The organism is Pirellulaceae bacterium, from assembly GCA_029243025.1.
Lineage (GTDB): Bacteria > Planctomycetota > Planctomycetia > Pirellulales > Pirellulaceae.
Genome location: JAQWSU010000006.1, coordinates 270,629 through 284,981, shown reverse-complemented (window position 1 = coordinate 284,981; position 14,353 = coordinate 270,629). Strand labels below are relative to the sequence as shown.

Here is a 14,353-nt window from a genome sequence, read left to right as displayed (position 1 = left end):
AAATGGGCCGGGGAAATTTTCGCAGTCGACCGCTAATTGGCGGCTGCAGCCTTTTCCTTCTCATCGGCTTGTTGCTTCTTTTTAGCTTTCTTTTTCGCCTGATCATTCTTGTTGGCTCGCTCTTTCTTGTTGGCTCGCTCTTTCTTTTTCGCCTGCTCTTTCTTGTTGGCTTGCTTGCGGTTTTTCGCTTTTTTGTTGTTGGATTTCTTCGGCAAGTCAGCTTTCATTTCACCGAGGGTCAGTTTACCGTCCTGGTCCTTATCGCGGCGGGTGAATTGCCGATTCATCGCTGTCTTGCGCTTCTCGATCTTTGCCTCGTCGGTCAGCTTTTTCGGAAGCACGACAAACTCTTCGATCGTGAGAAATCCGCTCTGATCCAGATCGAGACGCGCGAATCGTTTTTTGGTTTGGACAGCCCGTCGCTCGGCTTGTTTTTTCGCGTCGACTTTATTTTTCGGAGCTCGCTTCTTTTTCTCGGCAGGCTTTTCTTGAGCCGCTTTTCCGGAATCAACCGCGGACGGTTGGCTGTCGTCGGCTTGGACGGAAGCGATCATGATCGAAGTGGCGATCAAGCTGGAGGTGATTAGGCGAAACAGGGTGGGCATTGGAATTCTCCGTGACGTTGGTGAAGCAGGGGCAGTCAGTTTGCTGCCGGAACGCTTCCAAGTACCTTGGGGGAGCGAATTCAGACGCGCCATGTTTGAAATTCCGGCTAAAAAAAACGTCTGTTGTCGTAAGTCGTTTGAAATGAGTTGTTTGCGAAATGTGTCTTTGAGCGGATCCGGGACCACGGAACCGACTGCAGCCTAGCCTGATTGCTTGTTTTTTGCGACTGAAATCTGTTCGGCAAGGTCTCCGCCCGAACGGCTGTTGCAGCTTGACGCCGACGATCGGGCCACGTGGTTCCAACTTATCGATCCATCGGTTCTTAACTGCGGGAACGGACCGTTCTGGAAGCTATCGGCTGATTTTCCGCTCCGCCTAAGCTGTCCCAGCTGTTGCGTCTGAGGGGCGGGTTAGCAATGCTTTTTGTGGAATCGCGGCGAAACGCTTTTTAGCTGTCATTGCTCCAACCGCTAAGATCTGTTGCCTTCAGCTTTACGCAAGTTGTTTGAGTTGCTTAACCGATAGAAATGAAGGCGGTTGCTAATTACAGACGGATCGAAGCGGAATTCTATGGGCACAAATCGAGCATCCTACGACTGCGTGATTATTGGCGGCGGACACAACGGTCTCGTGACGGCAGCCTATTTGGCCAAAGCTGGAAAATCCGTTTGCGTGTTGGAGCGTCGGCACGTGTTGGGTGGTTGTGCCGTGACGGAAGAATTGTGGCCCGGATTTCGTGTATCGACGGCTGCCTATGTGATCAGTCTGTTTCTACCAGAGATCATGCGAGATCTTCGCCTGAAGCAATATGGGCTGAAAATCTTGCCCCGTGATCCTTCTTCGTTCACTCCCATGTTGGATGGCCGATCGTTGACGTTGGGGCCTGACATGGCTGATAGCCAACGCGAAATTGCCAAGTTCAGTGCGCGTGACGCCGAACGGTATCCGGATTACATCAGCTTTCTGGAACGCGTTGCGAAACAACTGGATCCTGTCTTGTGCCAATCGGCGCCCGACCCACTACCTTTGCCGACTGAGTATCGCAAGATTGGAGTCGCCAAACGCCTGGGTGATGCGCGTAAGATGTTGGAACTCTACAACGCGATGGTTGAGCTTGGCGAAGATATTCCCTTGGCCATCGAATTGATGACGGGTGCCGCACGGCCCTTCTTGGAGAAATGGTTTGAGGCCGAAGTGTTGCGATCGACCTTAGCGACTGACGGAGTGATTGGAGCGTTTGCCTCGATTTCCTCGCCCGGTACGGCTTACGTGTTGCTGCACCATGTGATGGGTGAAGCGGGTGGGGCGCGGGGCGTTTGGGGCTACATCCAGGGTGGTATGGGGGGCTTGGCCGACTCGCTCGAAAAAGCCTGTCTCGATTTACGCGTGGATATTTTACGCGAGTCGCCGGTTGAATCGATCTTGACCAGCAAGGGGCAGGTGCAAGGGGTTGCCCTGCAGGGAGGAGGCATCATTGAAGCTCCTGTGGTGGCATCGAGCGTCGATGCTCATCTGACATTCGAGTGTTTTTTGAAGCCGGATGATTTGCCGCAAGGATTTCGGGAGGCCATCTCGCGAATCGACTATTCGTCAGCCTCTGCGAAAGTGAATTTGGCGCTCTCCGAACCTCCGCAATTCACTTGTGCACCGAGTCAGTCAATCGAACGCCATCACCGAGGTACGATTCATATATCGCCTACCTTGGAGTTTATCGAGCGGGCTTATGATGACGCCAAGTATGGCAAGCCGAGTGAAGAGCCCATCTTGGAGATTACGTTGCCATCAAGTGTTGATTCCACGCTCGCACCCAATGGGCAACACGTGATGTCTATGTTTGTGCAGTATGCTCCCTACGAGCTTGCTGACGGCAGTTGGGATGACATCAAAGAGTCGTTCGGCGATCGTTGTGTTGATCTGCTGGCTCGCTACGCGCCGAATGTTCCGGATTCGATCTTGCACCGACAAGTGCTCAGTCCGTTAGACCTGGAACGTACGTTTGGACTGACGGGTGGGAATATCATGCAAGGTGCGATGAATCTGAATCAGCTTTTCTGTTTCCGTCCGATCCCCGGGTGGGCCGACCACTGTACACCGATACGCGGACTTTACTTGTGCGGTGCCGCCAGTCATCCGGGGGGAGGCGTCATGGGTGCCTGCGGAAAGAATGCGGCCGAACAAGTCCTACGCGATGTCTAGCTTCTGATCGGACGAAGTCCGCCTGTCAACGTGGAATCACCGTCGAGGCATGTTCCATCTGCTTGCATTTACGCGGTCGGAAGCTTTGCGATCCGCTCTCTATTTCATTAGCAAATCCTTCGCTTCTTTTCGCATCGACTATTCAATCTTGTTACAATGCGAGCCGGTGGATCGATTCCTGACTACGGTGAGGATCGCCCCTGCTCAGCTCGTGACCGGTCCAATTGCTCCCTGCTATGTACCCCTTCCGCCATGAATCATTTTCTCGCGTGTGCCACGCTTCTGTGTGTCGGGTTGGCGACGGCGAACGCTGTCGGACAGGCCGATGTTGATTTCAACCGGGACATTCGTCCGATTCTTTCGGACAATTGTTTTCAGTGCCATGGTCCCGATGAGAATCATCGTGAAGCCGATCTGCGGTTGGACGTCAAGGACGGTGTATTGGCCGGCGATCCGCCGATTGTACACCCCCATGATGTCGATGGGAGTGCATTGTTCGTGCGGATCACGACGGGTGATCCCGATCAGCAGATGCCACCGCGTGATAGTGGCAAGCAGCTTACTGAACAACAGGTCGAACTGATTCAACGCTGGATTCAACAGGGCGCCGTCTGGCAAGAGCACTGGTCGTTCCTATCGCCAATTCGACCGAAACCGCCCGCGACGACAACTCCTGTTTGGTCGAAAAATAAGATCGATCAGTTCGTCTTGTCTCGCCTCGAATCGCTCGGGCGTCAACCTTCCCCCGAGGCCGGTCGGCGAACACTCATTCGACGACTTTATTTTGATTTGACCGGTCTACCGCCCCAGCCAGTCGACGTAGAAGTTTTTCTTCGGGATGACCGCGCTGATGCCTACGAACGACTGGTCGATCGATTATTGGATTCAGCTCATTTTGGCGAACGGATGGCGGTGGCGTGGTTGGACCAAGCTCGTTTCGCGGACACGAACGGCTATTCCATTGACGGTGGACGCCAGATGTGGCTGTGGCGTGATTGGGTGATTAATGCCTACAACCAGAATCTGCCCTTTGATCAATTTGTCATTCAGCAACTGGCGGGTGACTTATTGGCGGAAGCAACGTTGGATCAACGTGTCGCGACTGCTTTCAATCGAAATCACATGATTACCCATGAAGGCGGCACGATTCCCGCGGAAAATCTCGTCAACTATGTGGCTGACCGGGTGAAGACGACGTCGGAAGCATTTCTCGGTTTGACGATGGCCTGTGCCCAATGTCACGATCACAAATACGATCCGATTACGCAACGTGATTACTATCGGTTTTTCGCCTATTTTAATACGCTCAGCGATCGAGGCTTGGATGGCGATCGTGGGATCAACGCCACGCCAAAGTTGAAAGCCAAATCAGTCTTGGGGGCCAATCAAACGGAAATCGCAGAACTGCAACGGGAATTGAGTCACTTACGATCACGACTTTTGCAGCCGTCCACGTCTCAGCCTGAGTGGGAATCATCGGTAAGAAGCCGATTGGCCACCCTGGGACAAGATTTTCAGCTGCATCCGGTCGAGGTCCGGAAGGTGAGTTCACCGAATCGCGCGGCGGCTTACGATGTTGCGGAAGACGGGACTGTTTTCCTTCCGAATGGGGCAGGTCGATCGCCGTCGATTTCTGCCAAGATCAACGTGGATAACATCACCGGCTTACGCCTTGTTTTTTACCCGGATGAGAAGTTTCCGCAGCAGGGGATCGGGCATGGCAAAGGCCGCGGAATGGATGGCAGCCTGGTGCTGACGGCATTTTCCGCATCCGCGACCAAAGTGGCTGCGGACCAGGTTGACCTCTATGGCTTGCTCGCAATCAAACGGGCAACCGCCAGCAATTCACATCCCGACTATCCGGCCGAGGATTCGTTAGATGAACGTGATGCGAATGGTTGGTCGCCCCACCCGAACAATCAAGAATCGCAACACATCACCTATCAGCTGGAAAAACCGCTGCACGCGTCCGAGTCTCCCTACGTGACGGTGATGCTGGTTTGGGGTGCCGGATCCGGATTGACGGGTGGCAAATATCGGCTGTTTGCCGTGACCGGAAACGATCAAGATTCGGAAGTTCCGCAGGATGTGCGGGAAGCGCTGCAAGTTTCCCCGAGCAAACGATCTCCGCAAATGGCTGAATTGGTTCGTGCTTATCATGCTGAAGTCAGTGAAGATTTCCGCAACGTGCGATACCGAATTCAAAATCTTGAAGAACGTTGGCAGCATCTGACAGAAGAGCACGAAGTGATGGTGATGGATATCGCCAATCAGCCGCGCGAAACGTTTATGTTGAATCGGGGGCAGTATGATCAACCGACTGAAAAAGTTGATCCCGGAACGCCGGCGAGTTTACCGCCTTTGCCAGCCGACGCGCCCGCAAATCGACTCGGCTTAGCACGGTGGCTGACACAGCCAGACCATCCCTTAACGTCGCGAGTCGCCGTGAATCGACTTTGGCAAATGTTGTTTGGAACGGGACTCGTAAAGACCTCGGCCGATCTCGGGTCTCAGGGAGAACCGCCTACCCATCCGCAATTGCTCGACTGGTTGGCGGTCGAGTTCGTGGAGAGTGGTTGGGACGTCAAATCGCTGTTGAAACAGCTGGTCATGTCCGCGACTTATCGGCAATCGTCGAATGTCACCAAACGGTTGCTTGCCGCAGATCCTGAAAATCGCTGGTTGGCTCGGGGGCCCCGCTTTCGGCTCCAGGCTGAGTTTGTTCGCGATAATGCGCTTGCGGTGAGTGGTCTACTCGTGCCTCGCATCGGTGGGCCCAGTGTGAAGCCATATCAGCCGTATGGTCTCTGGAAAGAGGTCAGCCATTACGGTAGCACGCCCGCAACCGCTCAGGTGTTTGTTCAGGATCACGGCGATGATCTCTATCGTCGTAGCATGTATACTTTTTGGAAGCGGACGGTCCCGCCACCCGCGATGATCAGTTTTGATGCACCCAATCGTGAAATCTGTACCGTGCGGCGACTCACGACCAACACACCGCTGCAAGCTTTGGTGCTGCTGAATGATCCTCAATTTGTTGAATCCAGTCGTGCCTTGGGACAAAAGATTATCTTGCAGGGAGGCTCCGACCTCGAGGCCAAGATTCGCTTCGCGTTTGCGGCCGTGGTAGCGCGTGAGCCATTACCCGCCGAAGCCAAGCTTGTGCAGCAGGCGTTTCAACGTGAATTTCATCGGTTTCAAGAGAATCCGTCCGCTGCCCATGCTTACTTACAAATCGGCGAATCGGATTTCGGTGATTTGCCGGTGGCCGAACACGCTGCCTGGTCTTCGGTGGCGATGCTGTTGTTGAACCTAAGCGAGACGATTACCAAGGGATAATTGGCGGAATGAAAAATGGCTATGCTTGATCAACAGCTTGCCGCGGTGACGCGCCGTGCTTTTTTGGGAAACCAAGCCAACGGGCTGGGCCGTATCGCACTAGGTTCGATGTTGTTGCCAAAGCTCTTGTCGTCGCCAACGATGGCGGCCAATGTGCCTCAGGACGAGATACCTCACTTCGCTGCCAAGGCGAAACGCGTGATTTATCTGTTTCAGTCGGGGGGGCCATCGCATGTTGATCTGTTCGATTATTCGCCAAAGATCAGCGAGTTGCACGGTACTGAGTTACCAGCAAGTGTGAAAGGCTCGCAACGAGTTACTGGTATGACGGCCGGCCAGTCCAGTTATCCCATTGTGGCTCCGATGCGATCCATGAAACGTTGCGGGCAGCATGGGACTTGGATCAGCGATCTGTTGCCTTACACACAGCGCATTGCCGATCAGATCGCAATGGTGAAATCCGTCAACACCGAAGCGATCAATCACGATCCGGCGATTACCTTTATCAACACGGGATCTCAGCAGATTGGTCATGCGAGTTTAGGTTCATGGTTGAGCTATGGGTTGGGAAACGAGAATGAGAATTTTCCAGCCTACATGGTCTTGTTGTCACAAGGGACCGGCAAGAATCCGGGCCAACCTTTGTTCTCGCGTTTGTGGGGAAATGGCTTTCTCCCTAGCAGCCATCAGGGAGTCAAATTGAGGCCCGGGGCAAGTCCAGTGCTTTATTTGGCGAATCCCGATGGCGTGACGCCGGCGAGTCGTCGTCGTTTGCTCGATGATTTAGCTGCCATGAATCGGATGCGGGCTGAAGAAGTTGGTGATCCGGAAATCCACGCGCGGATTGATGCCTATGAAATGGCCTATCGCATGCAGACCTCGGTGCCGGGCTTGATGGATCTGAGCGATGAATCTGAGCGAACGTTTCAGCAATACGGGGAGGAAGCGCGGAAACCGGGAAGTTTTGCCGCGAATTGCTTGTTGGCGCGACGAATGGCTGAACGGGGAGTACGTTTTGTTCAACTATTCCACCGTGGTTGGGATCAGCATGTATCGCTGAAAAGACAGCTACCACAACAATGTCAGGATGTCGATCAAGCTTCGGCTGCGCTGGTTTCAGACCTGAAAGAGCGCGGCTTGTTGGACGAAACTTTGGTCATTTGGGGCGGTGAGTTCGGTCGCACAGTTTTCAGCCAAGGTGCCATCGGTAGCCCGGGAGCTGGCAGAGACCATCACGGTCGTTGTTTCACGATTTGGATGGCCGGTGGCGGAATCAAAGCAGGTTTCGAGTATGGGAAAACGGATGAATTTTCCTACAATGTTGTCGAGAATCCCGTTCATATTCGTGACCTTAATGCGACGATACTCCACTGTTTGGGTATTGATCACCGCCGCTTCACGTACAAGTTTCGTGGACTTGATCATCGCTTGACAGGCGTTGAAGAAGCACACGTCGCCATGGACCTGTTGAGCTAAGTCCGCCGATTGTGAACCAACCATCGAATCAGTGTGAGTCACCAAAACTAAATGATTTGGTGTGGCGGAGTCGCTGGTTGGTGGCATCTGCTGCGATCTTGTGGAGCACCAGCGGGCTGTTCGCCAAGGCCCCCATTTTTTCTGCATGGCCTTTGGAAACTCGCGGTGCTTTGTTGGCTTTTTGGCGCACGTTGTTTGCCGGATTGTGCTTACTGCCTTTTGTTCGGCGACCCTCCTGGACTTGGTGGTTGGTGCCAGCGACGCTGCTGTTCGCGGTGATGAGTATCACCTACATGTATGCGATTACCAAAACGACTGCGGCCAATGCGATTTGGTTACAGCACACGGCGCCGTTCTGGGTATTTCTGATCGGCGCAACATTGTTTCGTGAGCCGATTCAACGAGCCGATTGGCGGATGTTGGCCGCAGTGCTTTTCGGTGTGGGATTGATCGTTTTCTTTGAAGTGCGTCATCAATCAACCATGAGCGATTCTGGTCTCCAAGGCGTACTGTTAGGTCTGGTGTCCGGTTTCTTTTATGCAATGGTCGTGTTGTCTGTTCGCGCTTTGCGAGATCTTGATTCAGCCTGGTTAATCTCCCTGAATCTGCTCGTTACCGCCGTCATATTACTGCCTTACGTGCTTTACGTCGGGGTGCTTCCGTCCGTTAGACAGACTTCCTGGTTAGTCGCCTTCGGCGCCTTTCAAATGGGGCTTCCCTACGTATTATTTGCACGCGGAGTGCGGCATATGCCGAGTCATCAAGCTTCTTTTATTGTTCTGCTGGAGCCGTTACTGGTTCCGTTTTGGGTCTGGCTTGCCTGGCGGCATGATGCTTCCTACGAGCGTCCATCGTGGTGGACGTTTCTGGGCGGCAGCATGATTTTGGTGGGATTGATTTCACGTTTCGGTTTTGATCGTTCACGCTCCCAACCAGACGCCTCACCTGAATCCGGGTAGCTGATCTCGTCCGCTGTTGCTCGCAACATTCGACTCGAGTTGCTCGACGAGGGGCAGGGAGCTGTTGGTCCACTGGGCGAAGTCGCCGATGTTCCCAGAGCTTACTCTGACGTTGCGCTCGGCAGAAGGGTATTCCAAATCTTGATCGTCCCGTCAAAGCCGGCCGAAGCTGCTCGGCGGCCGTCCGGTGCGAAACAGACCGTTAACACTCGTCGGTCATGTCCCTTGAAAACAAATTGTTCCGTGGCGGACTCTGGATTCCAAACAACCACGGAGTTGTTGTGCAAGCCAATCGCCAACCGTTTCGTCGGTAGATGAAAAGAGACGTCCCGGACTCCCGCATTAGTCGGGATCGCCTGAGCCAACCATTGGTCGGCACTTCGAGTCCAAAGTTGGACCATACGGTCATCCGTACCGCTGATGAAATGTTCGTCGTCGATCGTATATACAATTGATCGGACGGAGCCTTGATCGGAATTGAGAGTTGGGCCAGCAGTTGCTGTTTGGCGATCCCAAATAACAATCTTTCCTTCAAGGTCACCGGAAGCGATGTTGCGCCCCGTGGGCGAATAGGCGATTGTCGTAATCGAAGTGAGATCTCCAGTGAGTTCGCTGGTCTGCCGAAAAGTCTTGAGATCCCAAAGGCGTATCTGGCTGTCATCACCGGCACTGGCCAACTGTTCTCCATCTGGAGCGAACGCAAGTGCACGGATGGTGGACGTGTGACCGGTCATGGTTGCCAACCGTTGTAACGTCTTCGCATTCCAAATTCGGATTTGTTGGTCATAACCGGCGGAAGCGAGTAGATTGCCTGATGGCGAGAAGGCCACAGCGAGGACAATATCATCATGATCCGTTAGGGTGTGCTGGAGTTCTCCAGTAACCGTATCCCAGATTCGGACGGTGTGATCGATGCTGGCCGAGGCGAGTCGTCGATTGTCCGTATGATAGGCGATTGAAGAGATGGCGCCGGTGTGGCCCTCCAGGTTGCGATGCAGTGCTTGCTTACTCCAGTTTGCTGCGATCGCTGTGCGCAGAAGTTGCCAGCTCTTGTCATGTTCCGGAATCGAATTCAGAGTTGCTAACGCCACTGGCAAATCGTTACGCTCGAGGTGTGCTCGAACGAGCAAAAACCGCCAAACGTTTTCGTCGGTTCGATTCTGGGCCAGTTCGGTGAGTTGGGCGACGGCCTCCTCCTCCTGTTGAGCGTACCAAGTCGCGCATATCTGAGCGAAATCAAAGCTTTGGCGATCTTGGATATCACTGGAAAGAGTAGATTGCTTGAGGTGGTTAATGAGGCGGGGGAGTTGTTCGGCAGCATGCATTTGTAAGGCGATGTTCTTAATCAAACCAAGGTGAACGAGGCCGAGTTGCGGTGTGGGTGTTGGAAACCATTTTGGTTGGTTTTGGGTGGCAATCACCGGTGGTGACAACGAAAAATTCTCACTGTTAATGCGGAACGCGCCAGAGGTTTCCAATTCGAGGATCTGCTGTTGTTTCTGCTGGGCGATGCGGTAGTGCTGATGCGGTTCGGTCCTATCCTTTGAGCGATTTAGACCGCGGGATTGTTTGAGTTGACGGTCGATTCCTTGCGAAAGCTGGCGTTTGAGTGTTAAGTAAGAACCGACTGTAGAGGGAGAAGGTTTCAGGGAACGGGGAGTCGACGACAGTCGAGAAGTGGAGAGCATCAGTTCAAGCAGTTCGAGTGTGACGTTGGCGTGGCTTGACTGATTCCAGTCGGTAATCGTCATGCAGCACGTGATGGCAGCCCACACCTGTTGTTGCTTGACTCGAGAGGCATCACGGGGCAAATGTCGATCGACATTTTCGAAAAATAATCGGTTCAGATCCTTGTTGTCCGCGCTTTGAACTAAGGGGGTTAGGTCAGTGACTTCGGCGAATGTTTTTGCAGTTTCGAGTGCTTGCCGCGTAATCAGTTGCACCGAATCACCGTCTGGATGGTAGAACAGCCTGGCGACGTACAGAGGTTTGATGTCCCGCGCCATTCGACGTTCGTTTTCTTGCAACCACTGAAAAGCGTGCTGCAATTCATTGGCTGGTATCTCATTCGCTTGATCCCAAGTTGGCGGATTGAGCACGTTGATCAAACTCGGTATCGCATTGTCCGGTAGGGTCTGTCGTAATCGATCCATGGCTTGGCGACACGCCTTCGGTCGAAAACCGGCCCAAGTTGCAAGCGTTGCCACCTGAAGCTGTTGGTCGGTCGCATTTGTGTTGGTGATTACTTGTGATATCCAGTCTGTCTGTCCATCGTCGGCGTTGCTGAGCGCCAGCATGGCAACAGCGGCGAAAATTTGCGTGTCGATTAGAGACGCTCGGTGGTTGGGTTTTATGATCTCTGCCGCAAAAAGGTTGCGCATCGTTTTCGGATGTCTTGCGCCATGCTGCTCAATTCGATCGGCGATCGTTTGGAATAATCCGAAAGCGTTTACAGCCGTGGTGAGCAGGTGGTATTCGCGGACAGCTTGCTGCGAAGTGGCGGTTGGTGTTGCTGGCATTCCTAGGACGATCGCCATGCTTTTGCGCGCCGCGGTCGGTTGTGACATGGCGATATGAAGGAGTCCCGACCGATAAGCGAGTCGCCAATTATTTGGAAATTGGGCCAACCCTGCTTCGGCGAAACGTTGTGCTTGAAAAACATCTTTGAGTTCGAGTAGTCGGTCGATCACCGCGATCGTTTGGTTTGGAGACGTGGTGTTGGTGATCAGGTCATCCCAGATACGAATCGCAGCATCCAGTTGGTTGTTCTGCCGATAGAGTCGGGCCAGTTGTTCCATCGCAATCGGTGATTGGTCGACTCGTACGAGTTGTTCCTGATATTTTACTGCCACTTGCGATTGATTAGCCGCGTCGGCCAACCGAACCAGATCCCGTAGCAACGTAGCGTCGAGGGGATATTGACGTTGTAGGACGATTAATTCTCGAAGTGCCTCTTGGGGTTGATTCATGCGGTCAAGCAAATGGATCAGACACAAAGTTGAGTTGTAGTCGTTGGCTTGTTCTCGTTGCGTCTGTCGAACTTTGTCCAGCAGCCATTTACGCTCCTTAAGATCTCTCGCCCAATCCAAAATCCAGGAAAGAATGGAACGGCGTTCCGTGATCGATTCCGCTAACTCAAGGCATGAGAACGCTTCGTTCAAGGCGGCTTCTCGTTGCCGATTTTCACGCAGTGCCGTCGCGTACTGACGCCTCATTTGCAAGTCGCGAGGCGCCACTTCAACGGCCCGATTCAAGGCAGACAATCGGGTTTTCAGATCTCCTTGTCGCATTGCGACAGCCGCTTTGAGTAGATGGGATTCAGGGTCGTTGGGAGCGGCTCGCACGAGCATCGCTGCGGCCTCCTGGGCCGCCGGCAGATGATTCTGGCGAAGTTCGAGGTCGACGATTCGCTGGTAGTCATCGCGTTTTCGTGACGGATCCAGTTTCAACAAGTGGTGATATTGTCTGACGGCAAGCTCCGGGTCATTGGCAATTTCCAGCAAGCTGGCATACTGCCGAATCAAGTGGGCATTGTCGGGATTGTGCTCGACAGCGCGACTCATCGATTGGCTGGCTTCCGTCGGCTGACCCGTCGCTGATAACAGTAATGCATGCGTCCACAAAGCATAACTGTCCTGGGGATGGGTTTTTACGTGTTGACTGAGTCGTTCCAGTTCTTGCTCAATGATTTCGGCTGCGGTTACAACTTCGACACGAAGCTGAATTGCCGTCTCCAACCAGTTGCTGCGTAAATCGTTTTGAGTCCACCGATCCAACTGGTCGATCGCTTGTTGATGGGCGCCTGTTTGGGAGAGCAATTTGATGGCGTGTTGTCGCAATGCTAGGTTTTGATCATCGGCTTGGACGGCTTGCTGAGAGGCTTTAACGGCTTCATCGAGATAGCCGAATCGCTCCATTAAGCGGGCGACTTCGTGCCAGGATGCTGGCGCATCACCAGCGGCCATCTGGAGACATGTTTCAATCGCTTCTTCTCGCCGCTCCAACCGGTAGAGCAACTCGGATAGATATTCGAGGTATCGGGCTGATTTTGGATCCCGTCGAATTGCTTCTCGGAGAAACTGTTCGGCCGCGTTCAGCAGCAACGCTTCTTTCGCTCGAACGGTCGCCGGGATTGGCATCGATGCTGTGCGATCCGAGGATCGACGAGTTGCCGCCTGCAAACAGGCTTCGGAAGCCTGCAGGGCGAGCGTCGCATCCGTTGGACGGATGGCGGCCATTTGATGCCAAGCTTCAATAGCAAGAGGGTTGGTTTCGTCGCTAAGGTTCGTTTGCTGCAAATACAAATTTCCCAACTGCAACCAAGTTTCTGCGTCTTTCGGTGCGACTGCAGTCAGATTCTTGGTTTGTTCAATGGCCGCAGCAAAAGCACCTTGGCTCAGGTGCAAATCCACCAAGCCTTGATGCAGTTCACGCCGTTCAGGCGCTTGCTTGATGGCTTGCTGATAAATCGCTTCCGCCTCCTGGTTGCGATCGGCGCGAGATAACGCAGTCGCTAACCGCACCATGGTGGTGAGTTCATCCGGATGTTCTTTCAACCGACTTGACCAGAACGTGACAAGTTGTTCGATTCCACCTTGTGCGAGTAAAGCCTTCTCTAGCAGGCTTTGGACGTTTTCGCCGCGCCAGCTGTCGAGAGTGACCTGATCTAATAGCGGCTTCAGACGTCGCGTGGCGAGTTCAGGTTGATCTGTTCGCAACAGTAACTGTGCAATCTGCAACGCCGTCGAAAACTTTTGAAAGGGGTCTTGAGAACGTTCTCCGATCGATTCTAGGAGACGTAGAGCGGTGTCGGTATCGCCCTCGTTCTGAAGGTAACTGGCAATTTCCGTGAGGACGGGAAGGTCGTTGGAAAATCGGTCTGAGAGTTGTGACCAAACCTCGCGAGCTCGCTCCGGTTCACCACTGCTGCGGTAGGCCGAAGCCAATTGTTTTGCCATTGGTAAGTAGTCTTGTCGTGGCACGCGCAGCTCTAAAGCGGTTGAAAGTACATCCGCTGCTTGTTTCGCTCTCCGCTGTCGTAACAGTTCTTCGGCAAGCAACATGCGCGGATAGTAGTTTTTCGGTTCGAGTTGGCAGACCTGCTGAAACAGTTCAAGAGCCGTCTCGCGCTGCTGCGTGCGCTGGTTGAGCATTCCCCAAGTCATAAGCAAAGAAGGGTTGTCTGGATCCTGCCCGGCCCGCTGCTTCAGCTGTTGAACGAGTTCCTCGAGCCGATCGGCATCCTGATAATGTTGAATCCACAGGTCGAAAGCCTTGCCTCGTCTCGGTCGGCGGAGCACGATTTTCTCGAGCCGATTTGCCTGCTGACGAAAGTCGGCTGCATCGATGTGCTCTTGCCCAATTGATGCGGGCAAAAAAACGACCCAATTCAACGCGATGATGAGGGTCGTGTTAAAGATCTTGACTCGTAAGGAGTGCATTCATGCCTCAGTGTTGTCGTGTAGCCATTTGAACGGAAGACGAATTCGTTTCCCGTTGCAGCTACCATTATTTCACCTTCCGATGGGGAAGGAATGAATTGGAACCGCTCAAAATCACATTTATTTTGGGAAAATTTGTAAAATGTGGCCAGATCTGTCATTCCGGCTTAGCAGAATGAGCGGTCGTAACGTCGCCCGTCACACGCTTTTTGGGGCCTTGGGGCGATTTTCAATCGTACCGAATCGGGCTGACCGGAGCGAAAATGATTTTTTCCAGAAACCTTGGCGGAAGAGCGCTGCTGAATCGACTCTTGGGTTTGGGCAGGTAATGCGATG

Annotated in this window: 6 protein-coding genes; 4 read left to right on the top strand and 2 right to left on the bottom strand. The window is 53.4% G+C overall.

What is annotated here, in order from left to right; translation table 11 throughout:
• Nucleotides 1-32 precede the first annotated feature (32 nt).
• Nucleotides 33-605 (bottom strand): EF-hand domain-containing protein, encoded by a 573-nt coding sequence (locus P8N76_03160; GenBank protein ID MDG2380647.1) that lies wholly within the window; start codon nt 603-605, stop codon nt 33-35.
• Between the two features lie 571 nt (nt 606-1,176).
• On the opposite strand from P8N76_03160, the gene P8N76_03155 reads away from it, so the two are divergent.
• From P8N76_03155 to P8N76_03140, 4 genes are all read left to right on the top strand, one after another.
• A complete protein-coding gene (locus P8N76_03155; protein MDG2380646.1) occupies nt 1,177-2,802 on the top strand; it encodes an NAD(P)/FAD-dependent oxidoreductase in 1,626 nt (541 codons plus the stop codon).
• A gap of 252 nt (nt 2,803-3,054) precedes the next feature.
• Nucleotides 3,055-6,141, top strand: coding sequence for a PSD1 and planctomycete cytochrome C domain-containing protein (locus tag P8N76_03150; protein MDG2380645.1), 3,087 nt, complete (start codon nt 3,055-3,057; stop codon nt 6,139-6,141).
• A 15-nt stretch (nt 6,142-6,156) separates the two neighbouring features.
• Complete coding sequence (locus P8N76_03145; GenBank protein MDG2380644.1) at nt 6,157-7,617, top strand: DUF1501 domain-containing protein; 1,461 nt, start codon at nt 6,157-6,159, stop codon at nt 7,615-7,617.
• Nucleotides 7,618-7,697: 80 nt separating this feature from the next.
• A complete protein-coding gene (locus P8N76_03140) occupies nt 7,698-8,576 on the top strand; it encodes a DMT family transporter (GenBank protein MDG2380643.1) in 879 nt (292 codons plus the stop codon).
• A gap of 101 nt (nt 8,577-8,677) precedes the next feature.
• On the opposite strand, the gene P8N76_03135 is transcribed toward P8N76_03140, so the two are convergent.
• Entirely contained in the window at nt 8,678-14,017 is a 5,340-nt protein-coding gene (locus P8N76_03135) for a tetratricopeptide repeat protein (protein ID MDG2380642.1), read from the bottom strand.
• Nucleotides 14,018-14,353 lie beyond the last annotated feature (336 nt).